Source organism: Bacteroides sp. ET71 (assembly GCF_023336905.1).
Classification (GTDB): Bacteria; Bacteroidota; Bacteroidia; order Bacteroidales; family Bacteroidaceae; genus Bacteroides.
The window spans coordinates 40,253-65,777 of record NZ_JAMBLS010000005.1; the positions used below are offsets into that span (position 1 = coordinate 40,253).

Below are 25,525 nucleotides of genomic sequence, written 5' to 3' on the forward strand. Positions count from 1 at the left end.
GGAGGACGCCGACGATGAAGCCTTATACCTTATTCTTATATGCGTGTCTGCTGTCGGCGGTGTGTGTCCTGTGGCCGGTCAGGGTGCAGGCGCAGGAGTCCGACGCCCTGTCGGAAGCCCGGCGCGCCTACCGTTACTTCGTGGCCGGACAGGGGGACAGCCTCTACGTCATGCTCACTGCGGAGATGCAGGCCGCCCTGTCGCCACAGGTCTTGGGCGGGATGTATGCGCAGTTGGAAGCCCAGTTTGGCCCCTTGCAGTCGGAGGGCGAGTGGCAACAGGTCGAGGCGCAAGGGTTGAAAGTCTGCCTGCGCGACATGACCTTCCAGCGTTATGCCCTGCGCTTCCAGGCGGCTTTCGATGCCGGGGGACGCATCGCGGGGTTGTTCGTGAAGCCTGCGCCCCGTGCTTCGTCCGAACCGCCTGCGGCTTTTGACAGTCGGAAGATGGAAGAGCGCGACACGGTGGTGGCCTGCGGCAAGTTCCGACTGCCCGCCACGCTGACCCTGCCCCGCCTGCCGGAAGGCAAACGGGTGCCCTGCGTGGTCTTGGTGCACGGTTCCGGCCCGCAAGACCGCGACGAGACCTTTGGTCCCAACAAGCCTTTCCGCGACCTGGCGTGGGGATTGGCCGAGCGGGGCATCGCCACCCTACGCTATGACAAGCGCACGCGGGTCTACGGCAAAGATTTCGTGCCCGAAGGCCGCGAGGCCGATTATGATACCGAGGTCGTGGACGACGCTGTGGCCGCCATCGCCCTGGCGCAAGGGGGACTGCCCGGCGTGGATGCCGACAGCGTTTACCTGTTGGGCCACAGCCTGGGCGGGATGTTGGCGCCGCGCATCGCCCTCCGTTCCGAAGAAGCCTTGGCCGGCGTCATCCTGCTGGCTGCCCCGGCACGCCCGCTGGAAGATCTGCTGCTGGAACAGGTGGCCTATCTGAACAGCCTTGCCCCCTCGGCGGAAGGCCGTCGGCAGGAGGCTGAGCTGAAGCGGCAGGTGGCCAACGTCAAGCGGCTGGGCACGTCTGCGTTTTGCGACACTATCGCCTTGCCCTTGGGGATGCCCCGCTCGTACTGGGCCGATGCCGTGGCTTGTCGCCCTGTGGAGGAAGCCGTCCGTCTGACGTGCCCCCTGCTGGTGTTGCAGGGCGAGCGCGATTATCAGGTGACGATGCACGATTTCGGCTTGTGGCGTGCCGGGCTGTTGAGGCAGCGGAACGCCGTCTGCAAGTCCTATCCGCGCCTGAACCATCTGTTGCAGGAAGGCACGGGAAAGGCCACGCCCGACGAATACCAGCAGTCCTCGCCCGTCCCGGCTTATGTGGCCGACGACCTGGTGCGCTTCATCCGCACCGGCCGCGTGGACTGAAGGTCTGCTTCTCATGTTTTCACTTTTCATTCATCATTCTTCATTCAGACAGTGGCAAAGAAAGAATCGAACATAAAGACTTTTGTATTGCGCGTGGATGCTGCCACGATGGACGCCCTCGAGAAGTGGGCTGCCGACGAGTTCCGCAGCATCAACGGCCAGCTCCAGTGGATTATCACCGAAGCCCTGCGCAAAAACGGACGCCTGAAGAAATCGCGCCGTCCGGCCGCCCCGCCTGACCCTCCCGCTGCGGAAGAGGAAACAGGCTGACCCTGCCGTCCGCAAGGGGCACGCTTCGTGCGGACAAGAGCCTTCCTTCGTGTGCGGAAGAAGCATGGCGTCTCTCCGCTTCGTCTATTTTTATGTAGAACATCATGTAATCAGCTTATGAAACTCATTCATCTGGGGCCCGCTTCCCCGCAAAACCTTCCCAACCTCCGTTTCCGTCCCGCCCCGGCAGACCGCCTGCTGGAGTTGGCGGCCCTGCTGCCGCTGCTGGCCAACGGCATCTACGTCCTGGTGCAATGGCGCCGGCTGGGCGATGCCCTGCCTTCCGACTGCTACTCCTTGCTGCTGACGGCGTTGCTGCTGTTCCTCCTGCTGTTTGGCGCGGGCTACTTGCCTCTGAACAGCATCAACTTCCCCTTCCGTCTGAAGCCGCACACCGCCGCCCGCCAATACGTGTTGGCGCTTCGCTTCTGCCGGGCGATAAACATCGTGCTGTCCCTGATGTTCCTTTTCGCCACGTTGGCCGTCTTCCATCCCTGGGCCGATGCCGCCCGGGCGGGTTGCCTGGTGCTGCTGATAGCGGTCTTCGCAGGCTACTTCTGGCTGGCGTGGCGCGCCCGCTGACGTCCGCCGCCCCTTTCCGTCCCTTTGTCTTTCTTCCCCTGATTCCTTCCCACCGTTGTTGCCGGAAGGTCTCAGGGGACTTTTTTAGGGAGAAATGCGCCATACCTACTCATTACCAGTTTCTCCGTATTATACCATTTTTTAGGTATTGCCCCACTTTTTAACTCCCTCTACCTTTGCGGCAGGAAAAATCAAAAGAAAAAAGACAATGAGACAAAAACTGTTAATGGTTCTGTTGGGCGCGCTGTTCGGTCTGGGCACTGCCTGGGCAGAGGGGCTGGGAGAGGTTGGCAAGGCCGATGCTGCCGCTCATAATGACACGGAGAAGAAGGAGACGAAGAAATCGCGCTTTACCATCGGCGGATATGGCGAGGCGGTCTACAGCCGCAACTTCTACAGCGACAGCTACCTGCGCTATACCAGTGCTGATGCCCACAAAGACGAGAAGCACAGCCGCTTCGACTTGCCGCACGTGGTGCTGATGCTGGGCTACGACTTCGGCAAAGGCTGGTCGTTCGGCACCGAAATCGAGTTTGAGCACGGCGGTACGGAGAGTGCCATCGAGATTGAAGAAGAAGAAGGCGGCGAATACGAGAGCGAAATCGAGCGCGGCGGGGAAGTGGCCCTGGAGCAGTTCTGGATTCAGAAGTCCTTCTGTCCCCAGTTCAACATCCGTCTGGGTCACATCATCGTACCTGTGGGTGCCACGAATGCCCACCATCTGCCCACCGAGTTCTTCGGCGTCTACCGTCCCGAGGGCGAAAACACTATATTCCCCTGCACCTGGCACGAGACGGGCGTCAGCCTTTGGGGCCAGACGGGCGACTGGCGTTACGAAGCCTTGCTGATTGCCGGCCTCGACTCGGAGCGCTTCGGGCGCAAGGGCTGGATTCACGACGGTTCGGCATCGCCCTACGAGTTTAAGATTGCCAACTCCCTGGCAGGGGCTTTCCGCATCGACAACTATTCCATCAAGGGCCTGCGCCTCTCTGTGAGCGGCTATGCCGGCAACTCTTTCCATAACACCCTGAAAACGCCCTCCAGCAGCTACGACAACGTGAAAGGCACGGTGCTGATAGGTGCTTTCGACTTCCACTTCGACCGCTGGAACTGGGTGGCCCGCGGCAACTTCGACTACGGACACCTGTCCGACTCTGACGTTATCACGGCCTACAACATGGACGGTACCAACACTTCGCCCAGCCCCAAGCAGTCGGTGGGCTCTGCTGCCCTGGCCGCAGGCATCGAGGTGGGCTACAACATCTTCTCGCAGATTAACAAGCTGCACCAGCAGGGCCAGAAGTTTTACCTCTTCGGACGCTACGATTACTACGACTCCATGTACGACACGGCGCCTTCCATCGTCGATTTCCAGTACTGCGGACGCCACCGCGTGGCCGTGGGTGTGAACTATTACCCCATCAAGGACATAGTGTTGAAAGGCGAATACTCCATCGGGCTGCTGAAGAGCCGCTACAACAACGAACCTTCGCTTTCGTTCGGTGTGGCCTACGCAGGCTTGTTCAACATGTAATCTCAGAATAACAATCATTTAAACATCCTATCAACAATGAACATGAAAAAGTATCTGAAAATGCCGCTTTACGTGGCAAGCCTCGCCCTGATGACTGCGGGCGTGGCATCTTGTAGTGACGACGAAGGTCCCGGCACGAGTGCGCGCGACGAGCGCGAAGCCGCCCTCCGGCTTGTAGTGAACGACTACGTGGACCGCACCGTGATTCCTACCTATGAGCAACTGGCGGATGCCTCCGTCGAACTGCACACGGCGTGTCTGGCCATGTACAACGCCGGCGTGGGCAACGTCACGTCGGCCCAGGTGGAGACGGCCGGCGAGGCCTGGAAGAAGGCCCGCGAGTATTGGGAGCGTAGCGAAGCCTGGCTCTATGGCCCGGCCGGCGACTACAACGTCGACCCCCACATCGACTCCTGGCCCTTGGACCAAGGACTGCTGGACGACCTCTTGGCCAACAGCTCCGAGATGGCCAAGATGGATGCGGATGGCGTGTACATCTCTTCCCAAGACTACGGCCTGCTGGGCTTCCATGCGCTGGAGTACATGCTCTTTGCCATCGAAGGCTCGGGCATGTCGCAGACGTCAGTGCCCCACAGCACGGACTATACGGCCGAAGAGCTCAGCTACATTGCCGGCGTGGCGGGCGACCTGCGCAACCACTGCATCTTTCTGGAGGCAGCCTGGGTGGGCGAGGACAACATCAGTTCGAGCAAGCAAGACATTCTGGCACAAGTACGCAGCGTGGCTGACTTTGCAGCCAACAATACTTCCATCCGCACGGTGCTGACCGACCTGGCCAACGGCTTGTGTTATGCCGACCTGATGAAGAATCCGTCCGAAGGCGGAGGAAACGACTTTGTGAACTACCTGGACGCCATCCAGGCCGTAGTGACCGACGGCATCCAGAACATTGCCAACGAGGTGGGCAACGTGAAGATAGGCAACCCCACCGGCATGGGAACGGGCGACGACTTCGAGTACGACCCCAACTACATTGAGTCGCCCTACAGCCTCAATTCGATTAACGACTTCAAGGGTAACATCATTTCCATCGAGAATGCCTACATGGGCATCCAGTCTTCCAAGGACTACAACAGCGGCGAAACCCTTATCCGTCCGGTGGACCACTCGCTCAGCGCCTACGTGGCTTCGCTGGATGCCGACCTCGATGCCCGCGTGCAGGCAGCCATCACGGCGGCCTACGATGCCATCAGCGAGATGCAAGAGCCGTTCGTAGTGACCTGCTCCTCGTCCGGACCGTATGTCGAGGTGAACCGCGCCGCCATCACGGCCTGCAACGCGTTGAACGACATCTTCGACGAAGTGCTGCGACTGATTGAGGAACAACGTTGACAGAGGTACGCAGAGCGGAAGATGCTGAACGTGAAACCTGTCGGCGGACATCGGCCTGTTGGGGCGGGTGTTCGCCCGCAGTGCTTGAAACTGATATGTCTAACTAACTAAACCATTCATTATGTTATTGAAAAAACACAGCTTTTATGTCATGGCCCTGCTATGCGCAGGCTTGTCGCTGGCGGCTTGCCAGGACGACGAAGTGTCGGGCGAAGTGCCCGGAGGCGGCGAAGAACCTACGGATTTGCCCGACTGGTACTATACGGGCGGCGAACTGGGCACGTCGTTCGTCTCCTCGCAGACAGCTTTCGAGCAGCCCACGCCGGTGGTCGACGCCGACGCCAACATGACGGACTGCTTCAACCGCGGCGAGCAGCTCTTCGAGAAACCGTTTACGACCAACTTCTCCGGCGTGCGCCACGGACTCGGCCCGGTCTATATCCGTACCTCTTGCACGCATTGCCATCCCGGCTACGGCCACGGGAAAAGCCAGCCCGAAGGCTCGTTCAACACCACGCAGATTGGCAACGGCTATCTGCTGGTAGTATATAACCCGGCCACCAATGCCTATGTGTCGTGGCTGGCCGGTATGCCTCAGACCAAGGCTGTAGCACCCTTCAAGGAGCCGTTGGACGAGAGCCAGATTAGCCTGTCGTGGCATGAATATACCGATGCTTGGAACAATGAGTTTCCCGACGGCGAGACATATTCCTTGCGTTACCCGGAGGTGGAGATTCCCCAAAGCGCCATCTATGTGGCCAACAAGGGCTACGACGTGGGCAGCTACGAGGTGCGTCTGGAGTCGACCATCGGAATCTATGGCACGGGACTGCTGGATGCCATCAGTGACGAAGACCTGAAGGCGGAATACACCAAGCAGGAACAGGACGGATACTTGAAGAACGGACTGAACCCTAACATATTCGCCAACGGCGAGTGGACCGGACAGTATGCCAACACGACGCAGGGCGGCGACGGTACCAAGTATCCCTACCGATACACGTATGCCTTGAGCCGCGGGCCTCTGCAGGATGCGGCCGGTGCCAATGCTTTCTGGAACATCACCAACGCCACGCGCAGCGACCGTCGCTTCCATTACTTGGATGCAGCGGGCACGTACGCACTATACTCATCTCAAGACCCGGAGGTGCAGGCCGGATTCAGGGAATACATCGAGGAGGCTGACCCCGAACGCAACCACGCCGACTGGCACATCCAACGCCCGGACGGCACGTATGATGAAGAACAGAACATCTACAACTACCTCAATTCGAAGGAGCTGGACGTCGAAGTCTCCGACCAGAACTACATCGACCTCATGGTGTGGCACCGCGGACTGGCCGTGCCCGCCGCCCGCAACGTGGACGACGAAGAGGTGCTCCGCGGCAAGCAACTGTTCGAGGAGCTGGGCTGTGCCTATTGCCACAAGCCGTCGTGGACGACGGGCAGCGACGAAATCCGCGACCCGGCCCGATTCTTCGTCGGCGAGCGTGCGGACCAACTGCCCCGCTATCCCTATCAGAAGATCTGGCCGTACAGTGACATGGTTCAGCACAAGCTGCACATGGTGAACGACATCCGGACAGGTTGGTGCCGTACCACTCCGCTCTGGGGACGGGGCTTGCACCAGCGGTGCACGGGCGCCGAGTATGCCGACCGTCTGCACGACTGCCGCGCGCGTACCACGCTCGAGGCCATCATGTGGCACGGCACAAGCACGGAGAGTGATGCTTACGAGACAGTCGTGAAGTTCCGTGAGTTGTCGAAGGAGGACCGTGACGCAGTGGTCAAGTTCCTGGATTCCATTTGAGCAGATTCTTCCTCTTATATGCCGAAGGGGCGGCCGGAGGGGCACGAAGACCCTTTAAAGGAGGGTACGAGTGGCCTATGAAGATACCCCACGGGTGACCCCTTGAGGTACCCCACGAGTGACCCTTTGTGATACCCCACTCGTGGGGTATCGGAAGACCCCACGAGTGGGGTCTTTTCGCGTCTGTTTAAGAACAAAAACTATCCGTATGAAAGGACTGAAATATCTATCTTTTGGCGGGGCTGCCGTGCTGGTACTGGTGCTGATGGCAGCCACGGTGCTCGAGAAACTGCGCGGCACCGCCTTTGCGCTGGAGGCCGTCTACGCTTCGCCCTGGTTCGTCGGGCTGTGGGCAGTGGTGGCCGTAGCTTCGGCGGTTTACGTGGAGCATCGTTTATATCGCCGCTTGCCCACGTTCCTGCTCCACGTCTCGTTCCTGCTGATTCTGGCCGGGGCATTGGTGACTCATCTGTCCGGGCAACAGGGGTCGGTGCATCTCAGGCAAGATGCCCCCGCACCGCTCCGCACGTTCACATCGGCCGGCGGCGGGGAAGAACCTCTGCCTTTCGGACTTTCGCTCAGGGAGTTCCGGCTGGAGTATTACCCGGGCACGACGGCACCGATGGACTTCGTCAGCCGTTTCACCGTGACGGAGGCCGACGGCACTTCCCGCGAGGGCGAAGTGTCCATGAACCGCATCTTCCGCCACCGCCACTACCGCTTCTACCAGGCACGTTACGACTCCGACGGGCGGGGCGCCACCTTGTCCGTCGCCTACGACCCGTGGGGCATCGGCATCACCTACGCGGGCTATGCCTTGCTGCTGCTCGCGTGCATCCTCTTCTTCTTCGACCGCCGCAGCGAGTTCCGCCGGCTGTGGCATCATCCTTTGCTGCGCGGGGCGGCCGTTTGTGCCTGCCTGTGCACCCTGTCGTTGCCGCTCTCGGCAGCCGCGTCGTCCGATGCGCCCCGCGCCCTGCCCCGCGAGACGGCTGCCGCCTTCGGCCGACTCTATGTCTACTACAACGACCGCATCTGTCCCCTCCAGACATTGGCGAAAGACTTCACCGTGAAGCTCTGCGGAAAACCCTCCTACAAGGGCCTGACGCCCGAGCAGGTGCTGACCGGCTGGTTCTTTTATTACGACGACTGGAAGGCCGAGCCCGTCATTCGCATCCGGAGTGCGGCGGTGCGCTTCCGTCTGGGCATTGAAGGGCGTTATGCCTGCCTGACGGACTTCGTGGGGCGCGAGGGCTATAAGCTGGACGAAGACGTGCTGCAACGCGCTTCCGCCCAAGAACGGCACGCTTTGGAAGAGGCAAACGAGCAGTTCAGCCTGGTCAGCCAGGTGGCGGCCGGAAGCATCTGGCGCCTCTACCCCTTTGTGGAGGAGGCCGACAGCCTGCCGGGCGGGCAGCACCTGACGTGGCTCTCTCTGGCCGACCGTCCGCCTCGCGCGATGCCTCTTGATGAGCAGTCGTTCGTGCGCGGCAGCATGAACTACGTGGCCGAACAGGTGGCCCGCAAGGACTTTGCGCAGGTGGAGCATTTGGTCGGGAAGATTCGCACCTATCAGGAGCGGGCGGCGGCAGGCTATCTGCCTTCGTCCCTGCGCTTCCGTGCCGAGATGCTGTACAACCGCCTGAACAACAGCCGTCCGCTGGCCATCGCCTCGGTGACGATAGGCTTACTGGCCTTCGTCTACTACTGTCGCCGCCTGATGCTCCGCCGTCGGGGACAGACGTGGGTCAGTCGCGGGCTGGCCGTGTTGCTGTTTGTCGAGTTGCTTTTCCTTTGCACGACGATGACGCTGCGCGGTTTGGCAAGCGGGCACCTGCCCCTGTCCAACGGCCACGAGACCATGCAACTGCTGGCGGCCTGTGCCTTGCTGTTGGCCTGGTTCTTCCGCCGTCGCCTGCCCTTGTCGGTGTCTTTCGGTTTCCTGCTGGGCGGTCTGGCTCTGCTTGTGTCGATGATGGGCGAAGCCAATCCCCAAGTGTCACACCTGATGCCTGTCCTTTCGTCGCCCCTGCTCAGCTTTCACGTGGTGGTCATCATGCTGGCTTACGCCTTGTTGGCCTTCGTCATGCTGAACGGCGTGACGGCTTTGGTAGTGCACCTGACTGCTCGCGGCGAAGATTCCCGCACGGAGGTGGAACGTCTTCAGGTGCTCAGTCGCCTGCTGCTTTATCCGGCCGTCTTTCTGTTGGCCGTCGGCATCTTCATCGGTGCGGTGTGGGCCAACGTGTCGTGGGGCCGTTACTGGGGTTGGGATCCCAAGGAGGTGTGGGCGCTCGTCACGCTGCTGGTCTATGCCTTTGCGCTACATTCCGCTTCGTTGCCTTGGTTTCGCCGGCCGCTGTTCTTCCATGTGTTTGCCGTGCTGGCTTTCCTGTGCGTGCTGGTCACGTACTTCGGGGTGAACTTCCTGCTGGGGGGGATGCACAGTTATGCCTGAGGCGGGGCGGGAGGCGTGTCCGCAGCATTACCTATTTGTAATGACCGGAGCGTCGTATTATACCTAAATCAAGCGATTGCACGGTTGGGCAGGAAGCCGTACCTTTGTCGCATGAGATTTGAATGAATTAGTTAGTCATAATTACGTAACCACTTTTATGAAGATAAAAGATTTCCCGCCTTCCGATGTGATATCGGGAGGCGGGAATGTTTTTTATGGTTAATGGTCAATGGTTAATGGTTAGTGATTATTACGAGGTGTGCAGTAAGCGATATGTTTCAACAGAAACGTATTAACCATTTACCATTAACCATTCACCATTATAATTTGATATCTTCCAGTGCCACCAGCTTGTTGACAATGGCGTAGATGGTGAGTCCGGCCGGTGAGTGTATTTGCAGCTTGCGGGCGATGTTCCTGCGGTGGGTGATGATGGTGTGTATGGAGAGGAACAGCTTGTCCGCGATGGCTTTGTTGGTCATGCCTTTTACCACGCACGTGATTATTTCCTTTTCGCGCTGGCTCAGCACGTCGGCCCCGCCCGTATCTTCTTCTTCGTCGCCGGTGTGCAGCAGGCGGCTGATGTGTTCGCTGATGGCGTCGGTGTCGTCGCAGATGGAGAAGTGTCCGTCGTAGGCTTTCAGCACATTCTGGTCAATCACCGAGCAGACCAGCGCCATGAATCTGGTGCTTGCCGCCCGTTCGTGAGAAGCCTTGAAGGCCAGCAGGTCGAACCATCCGCCGAAGGTGGGGTTGGCGATGACGATGTCCGGCGTGTGCATCTGCATGTAGTGTGACAGCGATTCGGGCGACCCAATCTCGACCGGTTGCGCGTTCAGGTTGGGGATGCGCTTCAGTACGGAAGCCAGTCCGCTGCGTATGATGACCGAGGTCTCTGCGACGACTATTTTCAATGATGGGCTATTGTTCATCTTTCAGTTTCCTTTCCATTTGCGTCACGGCGGGTACGAAGAGGAAGTCCTCCACGCGGCAGTGCGAGGCGAGGTCCTGTTCGCAGTTGAAGATGTCGAACAGCACGGCGTTCAGCAGGTTGTTGTTGCCCGTCTCCGGATAATATTTGATGATGATGTTCTTCAGTTCCTTCAGCTTGGTGTCTATGCTGTTGTGCTTGCTCACGAAGGTGGCTATGCTGAAGCGGTCGTCCAGCCGTCCGTCCAGCAGCCCGTCGACGTAGGTGAAGACGGCTTCGTTTTCATACTCCATGTGGCGGCGCACCTCTTTGGCATATTCGTCGAAGTAGCGCAGTATGAGCATCGCCACGCCGTCGGGCGCCGAGCAGTCGATGGCCTCGATGAGCTTTCGGCGTATGGCCGGCAGGTTGAAGTCCAGGAAGTAGGTGTGTGCGCGCTTCAGGTAGTCCATCAGGGCGGCGAGCGAGAAATCGGTGCTGTCTTCGTCGTACGTGCACTGGTCTTCGCTGATGAAGTTGGCCACGGCCAGGAACGTGCGGTAGTCCACGCCTTGTGCTTCGCAGACGTCTTTCACACTCTTGTCGCCGAAGCCCAGCGACAGGCCGAAGCGGCTCATCACCATCAGCAGCGAGTAGTTGTCGCAGATGAGGTCGCTCATCTTGTCCGTCGCGCGGTATTTATGCGGTTCATTCATTGCGGTTTACTGGTTACTTGGTTTCGTTTCAACCCACAAAGTAAGGCATTTCCGCCGACATCTGCAATCGCCATTTGTAGGTATTTTCCGCACGCGGCCTACCTATTTGTGCTGATGCCTCTCTCCGGCGTCCAAGATGCCTGGACACCCTGTCCAAGATGTTTGGACGCCCTTTCCAAGATGCTTGGATAGCCTTTCCGAGATGCTTGGAGATTTCCTTCGGACACGGGCCGTGCCTCTTCCGGGAGCGAGCCCTGCCTCTTCCGCACACGGGCCGCCGACCCTCTGCTGCCGCCCGTCCGCCGTGGTAAACTAAAGCCTTTAGTTTTGTTTAACTAAAAGAATTAGGTAATGAACTAAATATTTTAGTTCTTTGCAATCAAAACCAAGAAACGATGAAAAGACTGACTGCGAAAGAAGAAGAAGCGATGGCCTTGTTCTGGGAGAAAGGCCCGCTGTTTGTGAAGGAGATGCTGGCGTTTTACGCCGACCCGAAGCCGCACTTCAACACCCTGTCCACCGTGGTGCGCGGGCTGGAGGAAAAGGGTTTCGTGTCGCACAAGACCTTCGGCAACACGTATCAATACTACGCCACGGTGACGCGCGACGACTACCGCCGGGGCACGCTGCGCGGCGTCGTCAGCAAGTATTTCGACAATTCCTACCTGGGCGTCGTCTCGTCGCTGGTGCAGGAGGAGAAGATTTCGGTGGAAGAGCTGAAGCAACTGATTAAGCAAGTGGAGGAAGGAGGACGTTGACGATGGGCATCTTCTTAGTCTACATCCTCAAGTCCGCCCTCTGCCTGGCGGCGTTCTACCTGTTCTACCGCCTGTTGCTGAGCCGTGAGACCCTGCACCGCTTCAACCGCGTGGCTTTGTTGGGCGTGCTGCTGCTGTCGGCCGTGGTGCCGCTGATAGAGGTCAGCACGAAGCAACCCACGGGCGTGGGGCAGGGGATGCTGACGCTGGAAGAGTGGCTGGCCCTGGCCGAAGCGATGGCCGAGGCGTCGCCCGCCCCCGTGCAGGAGTCGAGGGCGGTGTGGCCGCTGGTGCTGTTGTCGGTCTACACCTTGGGCGTGTTCTTCTTTCTGGGGCGCAACGTCTGTTCGCTCTTCCGCCTGGGCCAACTGCTGCGGGGGACGCATCGCGAAGACATCCGCCGCTATGTGCCCGGTGCGCCCCGTGTCTGGCTGTTGGTGCACGGGCAGGACATCGCCCCGTTCAGTTGGATGCGGTGCATCGTCATCGCCCGCCGCGACTTGGAGGAAGAAGGCCGCCCCATCCTGCTGCACGAACTGGCGCACATCCGGCGCGGCCACTCGTGGGACTTGCTGCTGGCCGACCTCTGCTGCTTCGTGCAGTGGTTTAACCCCGCCGCCTGGCTCTTGAAGCAGGAGCTGCAGACGGTGCACGAATACGAGGCCGACGAAGCGGTGCTCTGCGCCGGCGTCAACGCGAAGGAATATCAACTCTTGTTAATAAAAAAAGCTGTTGGCACAAGGCTCTACTCTATGGCCAACAGCTTGAATCACAGTAAACTTAAAAAGCGTATCACTATGATGACGAAAGAAAAATCAAGTAAGTGGGCGTGTGCGAAGTATCTCTACGTACTTCCGCTGGCAGCCGTAGCGGTTGCCGTTTTCGCCCGGCCCGAAGTATCGGGAGTCAGTAACCAGCTTTCCGGCGCCAAAGTTACGGATTTGGCGGCGATTGTGAAAGAAAACAAGGTGGAAAAAACGTCCGTCCTGCCGTCGGAGGCTGCCCCGGACGTCCCGGCTGTGGCCGAGACCCCGGCATCGGTCGACACCGTTATACAGGTGCCCGAGTTCCCGGGCGGCCAGGAGGCTTTAAAGAAGTATCTGGCCGAAAACCGGCGTTCGCCCTTGGCCGACACCCGGAGCGGGACGGTCATCGTTAGCTTTGTCATTGACGAAGAAGGGCGTGTCACTCAGCCTAAGGTCAGTAAAGGGATTGCCGAAGCCTTTGACGCCGAAGCCATCCGCCTCGTCAAAGAGATGCCCCGTTGGACACCCATGATGAAGGACGGGAAACCCGTAGCCTCCACCTATGTCGTGTACGTCGATTTCCCCTCGACGCTGGCCGAGAATTTCTCTAAGGTGGAGCAGAAAGAGTCTCCCTTGATAGTGGTGGACGGCAAGCCAATGGACGAGGCTTCTTTCTCTAAAGAGATAACGCCCGACCGCATTGCGAGCGTCATTGTCCTGAAGGGCGAGCAAGCCGCTGCCTATGGCACGCGCGGGCAGCAGAACGGCGTGATGGTGGTTGTCACGAAGGGAGCCAAGGCACAGAACGGCGGGCTGAAAGGGCAAGTGGCCGGTGTCTACGAGGTGGTGGAGCAGGCTCCTGCCTTTCCCGGCGGTCCGCAGGCGATGAGGAAGTTCATCAAAGAAAACTTGCAGTATCCACAGATTGCCAAGGAAAACGGCATACAAGGCCGCGTCATCCTCCAGTTTGTGGTGGACGAGACGGGGCAGGTGACCGACCCGAAGGTGGTGCGCAGCATCGACCCGTCGTTGGACGCCGAGGCCATCCGCCTGGTGAACTCCATGCCGCGTTGGACGCCGGGAATGCAGGACGGCAAGGCGGTGTCCGTGCGCTACACGGTGCCCGTCGCCTTCTCGCTGAACGAAGACGGAGCGTTGCCCCGGCAGAAGTCTGTGTGGGTGATAGACGAAAAAGTCGTTTCTTATGAAGAAGTCAAGGCGTTGCCCCCGTCGGACATCGCCGAGATGCGCGTGTTGAAAGGTGAACAGGCCATCAAGAAATATGGCGACCAGGCCAAGGACGGAGCTATCGAGATAACCACGAAAGCTGCCGCCGAGGCCGAAGGACAGCTTGTCGTGAACGGCCAGGTGGTGGATGAGAAAGGCGAACCTATCGTCGGCGCCATCGTGCAACGGACGGACGGCTCGGGAAAAGGAGTCGTGACCGACACCGAAGGGCGTTTCAGTCTGAAGACGCCGAAAGACGCCCGGCTGGAGTGCATGTACGTGGGCTTTGAGACTGTCCGTGCCGATGCGCAACCGGAGATGAAAATAACCTTGAAGGCAGAATAGCGGTTCTTTACTCTACACGCTCGCGCAGGTAGGCCAGGATTTCCGCTTCCTGGTCGGGGTGAAACCACCGGATGGCGGCGTCGCGCTTGAACCACGTCATCTGCTTGCGCGAATAGATGCGCGAATTTTGCTTGATTTTTTCGACGGCGAAGGGCAATGTCCATTCGCCGTCGATGTATTTGAACAGTTCCTTGTAGCCTACGGTGTTGAGCGAGTTGCACGCCCGCAGCGGGTAGACACGCCGCGCCTCGTCCAGCAGTCCGTCGTCCATCATCTGGTCCACACGCCGGTTGATGCGGTCGTACAGCTCCTCGCGGTCGCGCGTCAGTCCTACTTTCAGTATGCGGAAGGGCCGCTCCTTGGCTGTCCGTGTACGGAACGAAGTGTAGGTGCGCCCCGTCATGTAGCAGATTTCCAGTGCGTGGATGACGCGCTTGGGGTTCTTCAGGTCGACCACGCGGTAATATTCCGGGTCGCGCAGCCGCAATTCGGCGCACAGGCGTTCCAGCCCTTCGGTCTCGTATTTCTGCAGGAGCAGTTGGCGCGTGTCTGCATCGACGGTGGGGATGTCGTCTATTCCTTTGCATACGGCATCGACATACATCATCGAGCCGCCCGTCAGTACCACGGTAGAGTGTGTGGCAAACAATTCACCCAGCAACCTGAGTGCATCGGCCTCGTATTGTGCGGCGCTGTAATAATCTGTCAGTCGGAGCGTGCCGACAAAGTAATGCTTCACCCTTGCCAGTTGCTCGGGCGTGGGCGCAGCCGTTCCTATGGGCAGGTCGGCGTACAGTTGCCGTGAGTCGGCCGAAAGGATGCAGGTGCGGAAAGCTTCGGTCAGGCGCAGGCTCAGTTCGGTTTTCCCGACGCCCGTGGGGCCGATAAGTACGATGAGGGTGGGCATTGGGTGCATTGTTTGTATTTCAACCAGGAAAATCTTATCAGAAAAGGGGCAAGCAGTTATTCTCCCGTCTGCAAATCCGAACAAATACTGTCTATGTGCGACACGAAAGTTTCGCTGAAAACATACCCGTCGGCTTTCCGCGCTGCCTCGTTGTAGCGCTGGACGAAAGCAGAGAAGTCGCCCAGGCAGTCTATGGCTGCTTGTTGGCCCAGTTGGTCGCGGATGAGGAACACCATGTAGTCGCCCGTGGTATGGCCTTCGAAGTGGGCGCATCCGGCTGCGGCCTGGTATTGCTTGGCGTCCAGCTTGCCTGCCAGGTAACCACAGGTCAGCGAATCGAGCTGGCGAAGCACGTTGGGGCTGTCGAAATAGTCATCGTTGTACATCTTCACGATGTCCGGCCCGTAAGCGCCCAGTTTGTCTACGGGCATCGTGCCCTTGTTGATAAGGTCGGCCGCACCTTCCAGTTGGTTGCGCACGATGGCCTGGAGGGCGGCATCGTCGCAGTCTCTGTGGTAACGTGCGTTCATCAGCAAACCCATGTATTGGTGGTGGAGTTCGTGGGCTATGCCGTTGACCAGCCCTTCCGGTCCGTCTTCGAAAGCGGTGTTATAGTCGTAGAAGATGACGCCGTTGCCGGTACGTTCTTCGGGGTCGAAAGCCAGGTAGTAGCATTTCATGGGCGGCAAATCCAGGGTATCTGCCCCGGCGGGAAGGAACTGGAGTACACGCTCGTGGGCCTGCTGCATCACTTGGCCGAAGTCGGCTGTGTGGATGAACTCGTATAGTTCGTTAAAGCGTTGCTTGGTCAGGTAGAAGTTGTACGTGAAGAAGTCTTCGTCCGAGCTTTCCTCGCCCAACGGTCTTGCGACGATGCTGTCTAACTGTGCCTTGCGTGCGGGATTGAAAGCCAGGTCGAAGCCGTTGCGGATATTGCGTTGCCACTCGGTAGAGTCTGTCCAGTTCCATACCTGGAAGAAAGTGTGGTAACCTTTCGTGGCAAACAAGGCACGCCAGTCTTCATCGGTGGGTTGTGTGCCGTCCATGGCTTGACGCGCCATTTCCATAAAACGTTGGGCAGACTCGATGGAGTATTCTTCGCCTTCTACTGGTATCTTCTTTTGTGAACAAGAAATAAATCCTAAGCCTATGCACAAGGACAGGCTTAGGATGACAAATGCTTTCTTCATTTTCCGCTCGGTTTATACTTTCCTTTTAGTATCTTTCGTCGTCGTACGGATTGCCGCCACTTCCTTCGTCGAAGCCGCCGAAGCCGTCCTTGTCGAAGTCGTCCATGTCGAAGTCCTGGTCGCCGTAGAAGTTTTCATCCAGGTCCATGGCCGCAGCGTTGGTTTTGGCTTCGAACTCGTTGAAGTCCATCAGTTGCTTGGGGGCGTCGCCTTTTTTCTTGGTGCATTTGGCGCCCGTCATGTGTTTGCCGGTGATGATTTCAGAAAGTTCGATGAAGAAGCAGCGCTCCGTCATGATGTCGAACACGTAAAGCAACTTCTGTTTCTCGTCTTCCACCAGTTCGTTAATGCGCGTGTCACGCATCACCCAACTGTCCATTTCCGGATTGTCGTCCATTTCCTCGAGGGTGATTTCTTTCTCTTTTTCCCAGTCGTCATCGCAGATGAAGAACGACGTGAGTTGGTCATCGGTATAGCCTACTGACTGAATGATAGCCTCGTGCAAGTCATAGAACGTGGCTTCCGGGTCTATCTGTATTTCCCGGAGGAAGCCTTCCGCCTCGTCCGAGATAAGGGTAAATCTGTATATCATAGTTGTAAGTTCGTTGGTCTTTTTCAGTAATTATTTGCTGCCCGGGATGATGCCTCGTGCCGATTCGCGTATGAAGGTCACGATGTAGTTCAGCTCCGGAGTCATTTCCATTTCTTCCTCAATCTTCTTCAGAGCGTCTGTCGTGTTCAGGCCGCTCTGGTAAATGATGCGGTAAGCGTTGTGGATTTGCTCGATGGTTTCGTTGGAGAAGCCCCGGCGACGCAGTCCCACGATGTTGATGCCGGCATAGCAGATGGGGTCGCGTCCGGCAATGATGTAGGGCGGAACGTCTTTGCTGAAACGGCAGCCGCCTTGTATCATGCCGTATCCGCCCACGCGGCAGAACTGGTGCATCAGTACGCTGGCGCTGATGATGGAGTAATCATCTATCACCACTTCGCCTGCCATCTTCGTGGAATTACCGATGATGCATCCGTTTCCTATGGTTGCGTCGTGGGCCACGTGCACTCCTTCCATCAGCAGGTTGTTGTTGCCTACTACCGTTTTCCCTTTGGCTGCTGTGCCGCGGTTGATGGTTACGTTTTCGCGGATGAGGTTATTGTCACCTACTTCGGCGGTAGTCTCTTCGCCTCTGAACTTCAGGTCTTGGGGCACGGCGCCGATAACTGCTCCCGGGAAGATGGTGTTTCCATTGCCTATGCGTGCTCCGTAGAGAATGTTGACGTTGGGCATGATTTTGTTGTTATCGCCTATCACCACGTTCCTGTCAATGAACACGAAGGGCCCAATCTCTACGTTTTCGCCTATCTTGGCTTCTGGATGGATGTATGCTAAAGGACTAATCATATTGGAAGTGTTAATAATGAAGAATGAAGAACCTCCGTCTTATAAGTAATCCAAGGGAGTTCTTCATTCTACATTCTTCGTTATTAATTATTTGTTTTTGATAATTTGCGCTGTAAACTCTGCTTCGCACACCACTTTTTCGCCGACGAAGACATAGCCTTTCATGGTGGAAATGCCGCGGCGTATGGGTGCCAATAGTTCTACCCGGAAAAGGAGGGTATCGCCTGGCACGACTTTGTGGCGGAAACGTACGCCGTCTATTTTCAGGAAATAGGTGGAATAACGTTCGGGTTCATCTACCGAGTTCAGTACCAACAGGCCGCCTACTTGTGCCATTGCCTCAATTTGCAGTACGCCCGGCATGACCGGCTCTTGCGGGAAGTGGCCTTGAAAAAACGGTTCGTTGGAGGTGACGTTTTTCACGCCTACGATGTAGTTGGCACCCATTTCTATGACCTTGTCTACCAGTTGGAACGGATAGCGGTGGGGCAGCAGCTCGCGGATGCGGTTGACGTCCATGAGCGGCGGCCGGTTGCAGTCGTAGGAAGGAGCCTGTATTTCGTGCAGACGGATTTCCTTGCGCATCTGGCGGGCGAACTTGTTGTTGATGGTATGGCCCGGGCGTGTGGCAATGATGCGGCCCTTGATGGGTTTGCCGATGAGTGCCATGTCTCCGATGACATCCAGCAGTTTGTGACGGGCACATTCGTTAGGCCATACCAGCGGCTTGTGCATGATGTATCCCAATTGGGTGGCGTCCATGTGAGGCACGCCCATCACGTCGGCCAGCTTGTCATAGTTTTCTTGCGACATTTGGCGTTCGTAGATGACGATAGCATTGTCCAAGTCGCCGCCTTTGATGAGACCTGCTTGAAGCAAGGGTTCTATCTCGCGTACAAAGACGAAGGTGCGGCTGGCGGCAATTTCATCTTTGAACTTGGCCATGTCTTCCAGTGTCGCAAATTGGTTGGGAATGATGGTAGAGTCGTAGGAGATCAATACGTTCAGGCTGAAGTTTTCGTCGGGCAGGACGATGATGGACGAGCCGGTCTGTTCATCTCGGAACTCAATCTTGGACTTGATGATGTAGAAATCTTTGACGGCATTTTGTTCTACCGTGCCCACGCGTTCTATCTCGTTGACGTAATATTGTGCGCTGCCGTCAAGTATGGGAAATTCGGGACCGTTTACTTGAATCAGACAGTTGTCTATGCCCAAAGCATAGAGAGCGGCCATGCCGTGTTCTACTGTGCTGACTTTTATGTCATTTTTGGCAAGTACCGTTCCGCGGGTTGTTTCCACTACGTTGTCTGCTACGGCTTCGATAAGGGGCTTTCCTTCTAAATCGACACGCTGTATCTTGTAGCCGTGGTTCTCGGGAGCGGGGTTGAAAGTGACAGTCAGGTCGAGCCCTGTGTGCAGGCCTTTCCCGCTGAGTGAGAAGCTATCTTTCAGAGTCTTTTGTTTCAACATCGGTCACTCTTTATTTAATTGTTTCTTTAATTCAGTTAGTTCCTTGCGCAGTGCGTTCAGTTCGAAATACATGTCGGGCAGCTTGCGGAAAATGGCGTGCGACTTGAAGAAAGGCTTCTCTTCCATGGGGGGGGCGCCGATGAGGCGTTGGTCACTTTTTATGCTGCTTGGCACGCCTGATTGTGCGCCCAACACTACGCGGTCGCCGATGTGGATGTGTCCGGCAATGCCTACTTGTCCGCCGAACATGCACCACTCGCCGACTTTGGTCGAACCGGCTATTCCTACTTGTGCGGCCATGACCGTGTGTGAACCAATCTCGTCGTTGTGTGCCACTTGTACCAGATTGTCCAGCTTGGCTCCTTTGTGTACGATAGTTGCGCCCATGGTTGCGCGGTCTATGCAAGTGTTGGCACCGATTTCCACGTCGTCTTCCAAGATTGCAATGCCTATTTGGGGTATTTTTTCGTAGCCTTGGGGGGTGGGGGCGAAGCCGAAGCCGTCGGCACCTACTACGCTGCCGGCGTGGAGCGTGCAGCGGTTGCCTACCCGGCAGTCGTGGTAGACGGTGGCGTTGGCATAGAGCGTGCAGTCATCGCCTACTTGCGCACCGTCGCCGATGGTGACGTGGGGGTGTAGCACGGTGCGGTCGCCGACCACGGCGTTTTCGCCTACGTAGGCAAACGGTGCTATCCACACGTCTTTGCCGACTTTGGCCGTGGGGGCGATGAAAGCCAGCGGGTCGATGCCTGTCTTCCGGGGCTTGCTCTGTTCGTAGAGGGTGAGCAGGCGGGCCAGGCTGTCGTAGGCGTTGTCCACTTTGATAAGTGTGGCTTTGATTTCGTGTTCGGGCACGAAGTCTTTGTTCACCAAGACGATGCTTGCCTTTGTTTCATATATATAAGGTGTGTATTTGGGATTGGACAGGAAGCTGATGGCTCCCGGTATCCCTTCTTCTATTTTGGCAAAGGTGTGTACCGTAGCATTCTCATCTCCCACGATTTCTCCGTGGATGAATGTGGCTATTTGTTTGGCAGAGAACTCCATTGTTATTCTTGTTTGATGGTTTCAAAACACAAATATCGTACTTTTTTTTATAATTCTCTCTACGTCGGGGAATATTTTAGCAATTTGCGCTGTTTTCTCTCGTCATAGGGTGGGAAAAATATGTTTTTTTTATCAATTGGGTTATTTGTCCAGCCGCCAGTAGCAGAGGTAATACTTTTTGGCTTTACGCGAGAGCAGGGCGATGTCGAACATGTCCGAGGCTTCGGCAATGCCTCGTATGGTGCCGTCGCTGTATAGGATGTCTATGCTGTCGTCCGCAGGGTTGTACATGTTGGTTTCGAGGTCTGGCGTAGAGAGGAAATAGTGTGCGTCGTCGGCCGGGATGTCCAATGTCTGGGTTATCTGCTTCAGCAAGGTCTGCTTGCGTGTGTCGGGGAATGGTTCGGTGGAGACTTCCACTTTGAAAAGCTTTCGGTTGACCATGCCATCGCTCAAGGTTGAGAGGACTTTGTCCGTGTGGTGCGTCCATACCTTCAGGGCGGTCCAGATGTCGTTGTCGTCCAGCAGGAGGAAGTTTTCCAGGCAGTCCGGGTCGGTTTGGAAGCGTTCTCGCCCGATGTCGTTGTAGAGGAAGAAGCGCAGGGCGGGCGAAGCAAATAGGTCTTCGCCTTGTGCGGCCAGTTCTTTGGCACGGCACAGGGTATTGAGCAGCAGCCGTTCGTAGGCCACGGAGGTTTTGTGCAGGTACACTTGCCAGTACATCAGGCGGCGGGCGGTGAGGAAGTTTTCGATGGAGTAGATGCCTTTGGACTCCACTACCAGCCGGTCGTCGCGTACGTCGAGCATTTTGATGATGCGGGCCGAACCGATGTTGCCTTCGGTGACTCCCGTGTAGAAACTGTCGCGGCGCAGGTAGTCCAGGCGGTCCATGTCCAGTTGCCCGCTGACCAGTTGGTGCAGGAAACGTTTGGGGTATTGGTCGCGGAAGATGCGGATGGCCAGCGAGAGTTGCCCGTTCATTTCGCGGTTGATGCGTTCCATCAACATGAGCGAGATTTCTTCGTGGGCGATGCCTTGTACCAAGGTGTGCTCCAGTACATGCGAAAAAGGTCCGTGCCCCACGTCGTGCAGCAGGATGGCGGTTTCGACGGCTTCGGCTTCGCTGTCGAAGATGAAGTTGCCCTTGGCCGTCAGTTCGCGGATGGCTTCGCTCATCAGGTGGAAGGCGCCGAGCGAGTGCTGGAAGCGGGTGTGTTGTGCGCCGGGGTAGACTACGGACGAGAGGCCCAGTTGGCGGATGCGCGTCAGCCGTTGCATGACGGGGTGGCACACCAGGTTGTAGAGCAGGCCTTTGGGTATTTTGATGAACCCGAAGACGGGGTCGTTGATGATTTTGCTTTCGTAGGACATAGGTTTCTGTTTGGGGGGCAAAGATACGAAAAAGATGTCAATGCTGTTCGTTTGGACGGGAGAGGAGGGGAGTTGAGGGGTAGAAAAAAGAAAATCAGATGGAAATCTTGCGATGACCATCTGATTCTCGGAAGAGCGGAAGACGGGACTCAAACCCGCGACCCTCAGCTTGGAAGGCTAATGCTCTATCAACTGAGCTACTTCCGCAATTTTTGGTGGGCAAAGATGGATTCGAACCACCGAAGGCGTAAGCCAGCAGATTTACAGTCTGCCCCATTTGGCCACTCTGGTATTTGCCCGTTCCGCGTTCTCGAAGAGTGGTAAGTACCTCTCTTTCTCAATTGCGGTGCAAAGGTAAGCACTATTTTTTTAATGTGCAAGCAAAATCTATCATTTTTATTGCAGTGACGGCACATTCGTCTCCTTTATTGCCCAAACGGCCTCCTGCACGGTCTTCTGCCTGCTGCATGTTGTTGGTGGTGATGAGGCCGTAGATGACGGGGACGTTGCCCGTGGCATTCAGTTGGGCGATGCCTTGCGTGGCACCCATGCACACGTAGTCGAAGTGGGGGGTGTCGCCACGCACCACGCATCCCAGGGCGATGACGGCATCGACGTCGGTCTGCTTAATCATTTGGGCGGCGCCGAAGGTCAGCTCGAAGCTGCCGGGCACGGTGCGGACGAGGATGTTTTCTTCACGCGCACCGTGTTTTTTCAGCGTGTCGAGCGCACCACGCAGCAGGGCGCCGGTGATGTTGTAGTTCCATTCGGATACGACGATGCCGAACTTCATGCCCGATGCGTCGGGGACGGACTGGAAGTCGTATTCTGACAGGTTGTGGTATGCTGTTGCCATCGTCGCGCTTATTTCTTCAGCAGTTTGGCCTGTTCGATGTACTTGTCGATGTCCATGGCCGTGTAGGAGGCGAAGTATTTGTCCTTGATGGTGGTGTACGCCTGGATGGCTTCGTCAAACTTGCCTTGCTTCACCAGGATTTCGCCGGCTTGTTTCAGGAAGATGGGGCTGAGTGTGTTGTTGTCGGCCTGTGCGGCAGCTTCCTGCAAGGTAGCGGCAGCCTTGTCCAACTGTCCCAACTGTGCGTAGCAGTTGCCTATGGTGCCCTTGATGGCGGGTGCCACCATCTGGTCGTTGCCGTCGAACTGGTTCAGTGCCTCGATGGCCTGTTCGTTCTGTCCCATTTTGGCGTAGCAGATGCCCATGTAGGCTTGTGCCAGGTTGGCAGCCTTGGTACCGCTAAATTCGTCGGCCACCTTGGCGAAGCCTTCGTAGCCGATGCTGTCGCCGTTCAGTGCCTGCTCGAACTGGCCGGCCTCGAAGTATTCCTGTCCTTTGAACAGGGCGGCCTGTGCCTTTTCCTCGCGCGGGGCGGCGTAGAGGTGTTTGTACATCGACACGCCGGCCACGATGACGATGACGGCCACTACGGCGCCGATGATGGTTTTCTTGTTTTTGATGAGAAATGCCTCAGACTGTGTCAATGCTTCTTCCACGTTGAGGGCTTCGTTGGTCTTTTTTTGTTCAGCCATTGTTATGTATTCTTTTTGTTATTATTCTTTTTTGTACATTGGGTTTCGACCCGCAAAATTAGTTCTTTTCTCAGTACGAGCGAAATTTGGGGGCATCTTTTTTCGGTCATCGGATAGAAAACAGCGAAATTCTTCCTACTTTTGCGCTTTAGAAAGGGGGGAAACTGTTGCCGGGCCGTTGCGCGTGGCGGCCGTGCTCCGTCCGCACACGGGCTGCGGCGCTTCCGCACAGGGGGCGGCGCAGGGCATGAGGCGGGTTGGAGGCGGATTCTTCTCCGGGGTCAACTGCATATAACAACTATGATACTGAATCGCATATCTATCCTTAATTATAAGAACTTGGAGCAGGTGGAGCTGAGCTTTTCGCCCAAGTTGAACTGCTTTTTCGGGCAGAACGGCATGGGGAAGACCAACCTGCTGGATGCCGTCTATTACCTGTCGTTCTGCAAAAGCGCGGGCAATCCTGTCGACTCGCAGAACATCTTGCACGAGGCCAATTTCTTCATGATTCAGGGCTTCTACCAGGCTGCCGACGGCACGCCCGAGGAAATCTACTGCGGCATGAAGCGGCGGCAGAAGAAGCAGTTCAAGCGCAACAAGAAGGAATACACGCGCCTGTCCGACCACATCGGCTTCATCCCCCTGGTGATGGTATCGCCGGCCGATGCCGAGCTGATTGCCGGCGGCAGCGACGGCCGCCGCCGCTTCATGGACGTGGTCATTTCGCAGTATGACAAAGAGTATCTCAACGCCCTTATCCGCTACAACAAGGCTCTGGCGCAACGCAACGTCTTGCTGAAGAGCGAGCAGCCGGTGGAAGACGGGTTGTTCGACGTCTGGGAGGAGATGATGGCGCAGACCGGCGAGGTGGTCTATCGCAAGCGCGAGGCTTTCATCAGCGAGTTCATCCCTATCTTCCAGTCGTTCTATTCCTTCATTTCCCAGGACAAGGAGCAGGTCGGACTGTCGTACGAGTCGCATGCCGCGCGGGGCAACCTGTTGGGACTGTTGCGCGAGAGCCGCGAGCGCGACCGCATCATGGGCTATTCTCTCCGCGGCATCCACAAGGACGAGCTGAACATGCTTCTGGGCGACTATCCCATCAAGAAAGAAGGGTCGCAGGGGCAGAACAAGACGTATCTGGTGGCGCTGAAGCTGGCGCAGTTCGACTTCCTGAAGCGCACGGCGGGCACCGTGCCGCTGTTGTTGCTGGACGACCTGTTCGACAAGCTCGACGCCCGGCGCGTGGAGCAAATCATCAAGCTGGTGGCGGGCGACGGCTTCGGGCAAATCTTCATCACCGATACCAACCGCAGTCACCTGGACCGCATCCTGCAAGGGGTGGGTGGAGATTATAAGATATTTTGTGTCGAGCAGGGCCGGGTGGCCGAAGCGGCCGACGGGGAAGGAGGGGCGGCATGAAACGCAACGACGCCCAAAGCATCGGCCAGCTCATCCGCACCTACTTGCGGCAGGAGAGTCTGGAGTCGCCCTTGAACGAACGCCGCCTGGTCAATGCCTGGCCCGAGGTGGTGGGGCCGGCCATTGCTTCGTACACCGACGGCCTGTTTGTGCGCAATCAGACGCTTTTCGTACACCTCACCTCGTCCGCCTTGCGCCAAGAGCTGATGATGGGGCGCGACCTGCTGGTTCGCAACCTGAACAAGCACGTGGGGGCGCAGGTCATTACCAATATCGTATTCCGCTGAACAGCCTACCACGCGTTCATCCGCAGGGTATCCGTCACCTTCATCTTCAGGCCCTTCAGCGTTTGCAGCGCCCGGTCGTAGTACGTCGGGTCTTCCAGGTCGGCATTGTTGTGGGCGTCCAGCCCGACGATGGCGGTGCAGCCCTCGTTGGCGGCGATGTGCCAGAACTCAGGGCAGGGATATGTCTCCAGCCCGTGTGCTTCGTTGTAGGCTTGGTAGCCGGTGTTGTATTCCAGCGGGATGCCGAGCCGGGCAGCCGTGCGGCAGATGTGCCGTGCCACCAGCGTGCAGTGGCGGTCCCACTGGGGATACGAGCGCATGAACAAGTCGGGGTGTGCCAGGCAGCAATATACCCCCGTCTCCATGCCCTCGATGGCGCTTTCTTCATACAGGTCGAGCATGTCGCGCGAGTCGCAGTGGTGGCCGAAGTAAGGGAACTTCTCGTCCGTGTGGTAGAAGTGGTTGCCGAAGATGACGTAGTCCAGCTCGTACTTCTTCACCTGTTCCTTCAGCCAATGCATGTACTCGGGGAAATACTCGCACTCCAGGCCGATTTTGATGTCTATCTGTCCGCGGTACTTCTCGCGCAGGGTGCGCAGGCTTTCCACGTAGTCCGGCAGTTGGTCGGGCAGCATGCGCATGTCGGCCACGTAGTTGGTGTGATATTTCCACGGCGTGTGGTCTGAAAAGCCCAACACTTGGTAGCCACCCTTCAGGGCACTCTTCACGTAGGCCTCGTCTGTGCCTACGGCATGCAGGCAACGGGTGGTATGGGTGTGATAGTTTGTTTTCATGTTTCGTT

23 protein-coding genes and 2 tRNA genes are annotated in these 25,525 nt (G+C 57.3%); 11 read left to right on the plus strand and 14 right to left on the minus strand.

Translation table 11 applies throughout. The annotated features are described in order from the left end of the window. Positions 1-14 precede the first annotated feature (14 nt). The 7 genes from M3090_RS04605 (at position 15) to ccsA (ending at position 9,377) form a co-directional block, all read left to right on the plus strand. The gene (locus M3090_RS04605; RefSeq protein WP_249054221.1) at positions 15-1,370 is read left to right on the plus strand and encodes an alpha/beta fold hydrolase; all 1,356 of its coding nucleotides are present in this window, start codon (positions 15-17) and stop codon (positions 1,368-1,370) included. A gap of 51 nt (positions 1,371-1,421) precedes the next feature. Continuing rightward, positions 1,422-1,640 carry an Arc family DNA-binding protein gene (locus tag M3090_RS04610; RefSeq protein WP_249054222.1) on the plus strand — a complete coding sequence of 73 codons (219 nt, stop codon included), beginning with the start codon at positions 1,422-1,424 and terminating at the stop codon, positions 1,638-1,640. 117 nt (positions 1,641-1,757) lie between these two features. Beyond that, the gene (locus M3090_RS04615; RefSeq protein WP_249054223.1) at positions 1,758-2,222 is read left to right on the plus strand and encodes a hypothetical protein; all 465 of its coding nucleotides are present in this window, start codon (positions 1,758-1,760) and stop codon (positions 2,220-2,222) included. A gap of 208 nt (positions 2,223-2,430) precedes the next feature. After that, complete coding sequence (locus tag M3090_RS04620) at positions 2,431-3,756, plus strand: hypothetical protein (RefSeq protein ID WP_249054224.1); 1,326 nt, start codon at positions 2,431-2,433, stop codon at positions 3,754-3,756. A 42-nt stretch (positions 3,757-3,798) separates the two neighbouring features. Then, positions 3,799-5,109, plus strand: coding sequence for an imelysin family protein (locus M3090_RS04625; protein ID WP_249054225.1), 1,311 nt, complete (start codon positions 3,799-3,801; stop codon positions 5,107-5,109). 121 nt (positions 5,110-5,230) lie between these two features. After that, complete coding sequence (locus M3090_RS04630) at positions 5,231-6,919, plus strand: di-heme oxidoredictase family protein (protein WP_249054226.1); 1,689 nt, start codon at positions 5,231-5,233, stop codon at positions 6,917-6,919. Between the two features lie 208 nt (positions 6,920-7,127). Then, positions 7,128-9,377 (plus strand): cytochrome c biogenesis protein CcsA, encoded by a 2,250-nt coding sequence (gene ccsA / locus M3090_RS04635; protein ID WP_249054227.1) that lies wholly within the window; start codon positions 7,128-7,130, stop codon positions 9,375-9,377. Positions 9,378-9,697: 320 nt separating this feature from the next. Here ccsA and M3090_RS04640 read toward each other — a convergent pair whose 3' ends face one another. Together M3090_RS04640 and M3090_RS04645 are read right to left on the minus strand one after the other, a co-directional pair. After that, positions 9,698-10,309 (minus strand): response regulator transcription factor, encoded by a 612-nt coding sequence (locus M3090_RS04640; RefSeq protein ID WP_249054228.1) that lies wholly within the window; start codon positions 10,307-10,309, stop codon positions 9,698-9,700. After that, complete coding sequence (locus M3090_RS04645; protein ID WP_249054229.1) at positions 10,299-11,003, minus strand: hemerythrin domain-containing protein; 705 nt, start codon at positions 11,001-11,003, stop codon at positions 10,299-10,301. The genes M3090_RS04640 and M3090_RS04645 overlap by 11 nt, the downstream gene beginning before the upstream one ends. 395 nt (positions 11,004-11,398) lie before the next feature. Here M3090_RS04645 and M3090_RS04650 point away from each other — a divergent pair, with 395 nt between their 5' ends. Together M3090_RS04650 and M3090_RS04655 are read left to right on the plus strand one after the other, a co-directional pair. Next, positions 11,399-11,761 carry a BlaI/MecI/CopY family transcriptional regulator gene (locus tag M3090_RS04650; protein WP_249054230.1) on the plus strand — a complete coding sequence of 121 codons (363 nt, stop codon included), beginning with the start codon at positions 11,399-11,401 and terminating at the stop codon, positions 11,759-11,761. Between the two features lie 2 nt (positions 11,762-11,763). After that, complete coding sequence (locus tag M3090_RS04655; RefSeq protein ID WP_249054231.1) at positions 11,764-14,079, plus strand: TonB family protein; 2,316 nt, start codon at positions 11,764-11,766, stop codon at positions 14,077-14,079. A gap of 7 nt (positions 14,080-14,086) precedes the next feature. On the opposite strand, the gene miaA is transcribed toward M3090_RS04655, so the two are convergent. From miaA to M3090_RS04710, 11 genes are all read right to left on the minus strand, one after another. Continuing rightward, the gene (miaA, locus tag M3090_RS04660; protein WP_249054232.1) at positions 14,087-14,986 is read right to left on the minus strand and encodes a tRNA (adenosine(37)-N6)-dimethylallyltransferase MiaA; all 900 of its coding nucleotides are present in this window, start codon (positions 14,984-14,986) and stop codon (positions 14,087-14,089) included. Positions 14,987-15,042: 56 nt separating this feature from the next. Continuing rightward, a complete protein-coding gene (locus M3090_RS04665; RefSeq protein WP_249054233.1) occupies positions 15,043-16,176 on the minus strand; it encodes a DUF5700 domain-containing putative Zn-dependent protease in 1,134 nt (377 codons plus the stop codon). 25 nt (positions 16,177-16,201) lie between these two features. Next, positions 16,202-16,768, minus strand: a complete 567-nt coding sequence (locus tag M3090_RS04670) for a plasmid pRiA4b ORF-3 family protein (RefSeq protein WP_249054234.1) — start codon at positions 16,766-16,768, stop codon at positions 16,202-16,204. Positions 16,769-16,798: 30 nt separating this feature from the next. Then, a complete protein-coding gene (gene lpxA, locus M3090_RS04675; RefSeq protein WP_249054235.1) occupies positions 16,799-17,575 on the minus strand; it encodes an acyl-ACP--UDP-N-acetylglucosamine O-acyltransferase in 777 nt (258 codons plus the stop codon). An 87-nt stretch (positions 17,576-17,662) separates the two neighbouring features. Beyond that, complete coding sequence (locus M3090_RS04680; RefSeq protein ID WP_249054236.1) at positions 17,663-19,048, minus strand: bifunctional UDP-3-O-[3-hydroxymyristoyl] N-acetylglucosamine deacetylase/3-hydroxyacyl-ACP dehydratase; 1,386 nt, start codon at positions 19,046-19,048, stop codon at positions 17,663-17,665. A gap of 3 nt (positions 19,049-19,051) precedes the next feature. Further along, on the minus strand, positions 19,052-20,095 hold the full coding sequence (gene lpxD / locus M3090_RS04685; RefSeq protein WP_249054237.1) for a UDP-3-O-(3-hydroxymyristoyl)glucosamine N-acyltransferase: 1,044 nt from the start codon (positions 20,093-20,095) through the stop codon (positions 19,052-19,054). A 141-nt stretch (positions 20,096-20,236) separates the two neighbouring features. Then, on the minus strand, positions 20,237-21,466 hold the full coding sequence (locus M3090_RS04690) for an HD domain-containing protein (RefSeq protein WP_249054238.1): 1,230 nt from the start codon (positions 21,464-21,466) through the stop codon (positions 20,237-20,239). A gap of 134 nt (positions 21,467-21,600) precedes the next feature. Further along, positions 21,601-21,673, minus strand: a tRNA-Gly gene (locus M3090_RS04695). Between the two features lie 6 nt (positions 21,674-21,679). Then, a tRNA-Tyr gene (locus M3090_RS04700) sits at positions 21,680-21,765 on the minus strand. A 62-nt stretch (positions 21,766-21,827) separates the two neighbouring features. Continuing rightward, positions 21,828-22,322: a 6,7-dimethyl-8-ribityllumazine synthase gene (ribH, locus tag M3090_RS04705; protein ID WP_249054239.1), complete on the minus strand. Its 495-nt coding sequence runs from the start codon at positions 22,320-22,322 to the stop codon at positions 21,828-21,830. Between the two features lie 8 nt (positions 22,323-22,330). Beyond that, on the minus strand, positions 22,331-23,014 hold the full coding sequence (locus tag M3090_RS04710; RefSeq protein ID WP_249054240.1) for a tetratricopeptide repeat protein: 684 nt from the start codon (positions 23,012-23,014) through the stop codon (positions 22,331-22,333). A gap of 300 nt (positions 23,015-23,314) precedes the next feature. Here M3090_RS04710 and recF point away from each other — a divergent pair, with 300 nt between their 5' ends. Together recF and M3090_RS04720 are read left to right on the plus strand one after the other, a co-directional pair. Continuing rightward, positions 23,315-24,436: a DNA replication/repair protein RecF gene (gene recF / locus M3090_RS04715; protein ID WP_249054241.1), complete on the plus strand. Its 1,122-nt coding sequence runs from the start codon at positions 23,315-23,317 to the stop codon at positions 24,434-24,436. Further along, on the plus strand, positions 24,433-24,723 hold the full coding sequence (locus tag M3090_RS04720) for a DUF721 domain-containing protein (protein ID WP_249054242.1): 291 nt from the start codon (positions 24,433-24,435) through the stop codon (positions 24,721-24,723). Before recF ends, M3090_RS04720 begins: the two co-directional genes overlap by 4 nt. A 5-nt stretch (positions 24,724-24,728) precedes the next feature. Here the strand turns inward: M3090_RS04720 and M3090_RS04725 are convergent, their stop codons facing one another. Continuing rightward, positions 24,729-25,517 (minus strand): histidinol-phosphatase, encoded by a 789-nt coding sequence (locus M3090_RS04725; protein WP_249054243.1) that lies wholly within the window; start codon positions 25,515-25,517, stop codon positions 24,729-24,731. Positions 25,518-25,525 lie beyond the last annotated feature (8 nt).

Bases quoted from the DNA above. Each gene is read 5' to 3' on its own strand.
- M3090_RS04710 (WP_249054240.1), bottom strand. From the start codon at position 23,014: ATGGCTGAACAAAAAAAGACCAACGAAGCCCTCAACGTGGAAGAAGCA.
- M3090_RS04625 (WP_249054225.1), top strand. From the start codon at position 3,799: ATGAAAAAGTATCTGAAAATGCCGCTTTACGTGGCAAGCCTCGCCCTG.
- M3090_RS04645 (WP_249054229.1), bottom strand. From the start codon at position 11,003: ATGAATGAACCGCATAAATACCGCGCGACGGACAAGATGAGCGACCTC.
- M3090_RS04605 (WP_249054221.1), top strand. From the start codon at position 15: ATGAAGCCTTATACCTTATTCTTATATGCGTGTCTGCTGTCGGCGGTG.
- M3090_RS04725 (WP_249054243.1), bottom strand. From the start codon at position 25,517: ATGAAAACAAACTATCACACCCATACCACCCGTTGCCTGCATGCCGTA.
- M3090_RS04665 (WP_249054233.1), bottom strand. From the start codon at position 16,176: ATGAAGAAAGCATTTGTCATCCTAAGCCTGTCCTTGTGCATAGGCTTA.
- ribH (WP_249054239.1), bottom strand. From the start codon at position 22,322: ATGGCAACAGCATACCACAACCTGTCAGAATACGACTTCCAGTCCGTC.
- M3090_RS04720 (WP_249054242.1), top strand. From the start codon at position 24,433: ATGAAACGCAACGACGCCCAAAGCATCGGCCAGCTCATCCGCACCTAC.
- lpxA (WP_249054235.1), bottom strand. From the start codon at position 17,575: ATGATTAGTCCTTTAGCATACATCCATCCAGAAGCCAAGATAGGCGAA.
- M3090_RS04640 (WP_249054228.1), bottom strand. From the start codon at position 10,309: ATGAACAATAGCCCATCATTGAAAATAGTCGTCGCAGAGACCTCGGTC.
- M3090_RS04615 (WP_249054223.1), top strand. From the start codon at position 1,758: ATGAAACTCATTCATCTGGGGCCCGCTTCCCCGCAAAACCTTCCCAAC.
- M3090_RS04690 (WP_249054238.1), bottom strand. From the start codon at position 21,466: ATGTCCTACGAAAGCAAAATCATCAACGACCCCGTCTTCGGGTTCATC.
- recF (WP_249054241.1), top strand. From the start codon at position 23,315: ATGATACTGAATCGCATATCTATCCTTAATTATAAGAACTTGGAGCAG.
- ccsA (WP_249054227.1), top strand. From the start codon at position 7,128: ATGAAAGGACTGAAATATCTATCTTTTGGCGGGGCTGCCGTGCTGGTA.
- M3090_RS04620 (WP_249054224.1), top strand. From the start codon at position 2,431: ATGAGACAAAAACTGTTAATGGTTCTGTTGGGCGCGCTGTTCGGTCTG.
- M3090_RS04670 (WP_249054234.1), bottom strand. From the start codon at position 16,768: ATGATATACAGATTTACCCTTATCTCGGACGAGGCGGAAGGCTTCCTC.
- M3090_RS04650 (WP_249054230.1), top strand. From the start codon at position 11,399: ATGAAAAGACTGACTGCGAAAGAAGAAGAAGCGATGGCCTTGTTCTGG.
- miaA (WP_249054232.1), bottom strand. From the start codon at position 14,986: ATGCCCACCCTCATCGTACTTATCGGCCCCACGGGCGTCGGGAAAACC.
- M3090_RS04655 (WP_249054231.1), top strand. From the start codon at position 11,764: ATGGGCATCTTCTTAGTCTACATCCTCAAGTCCGCCCTCTGCCTGGCG.
- M3090_RS04630 (WP_249054226.1), top strand. From the start codon at position 5,231: ATGTTATTGAAAAAACACAGCTTTTATGTCATGGCCCTGCTATGCGCA.
- lpxD (WP_249054237.1), bottom strand. From the start codon at position 20,095: ATGGAGTTCTCTGCCAAACAAATAGCCACATTCATCCACGGAGAAATC.
- M3090_RS04680 (WP_249054236.1), bottom strand. From the start codon at position 19,048: ATGTTGAAACAAAAGACTCTGAAAGATAGCTTCTCACTCAGCGGGAAA.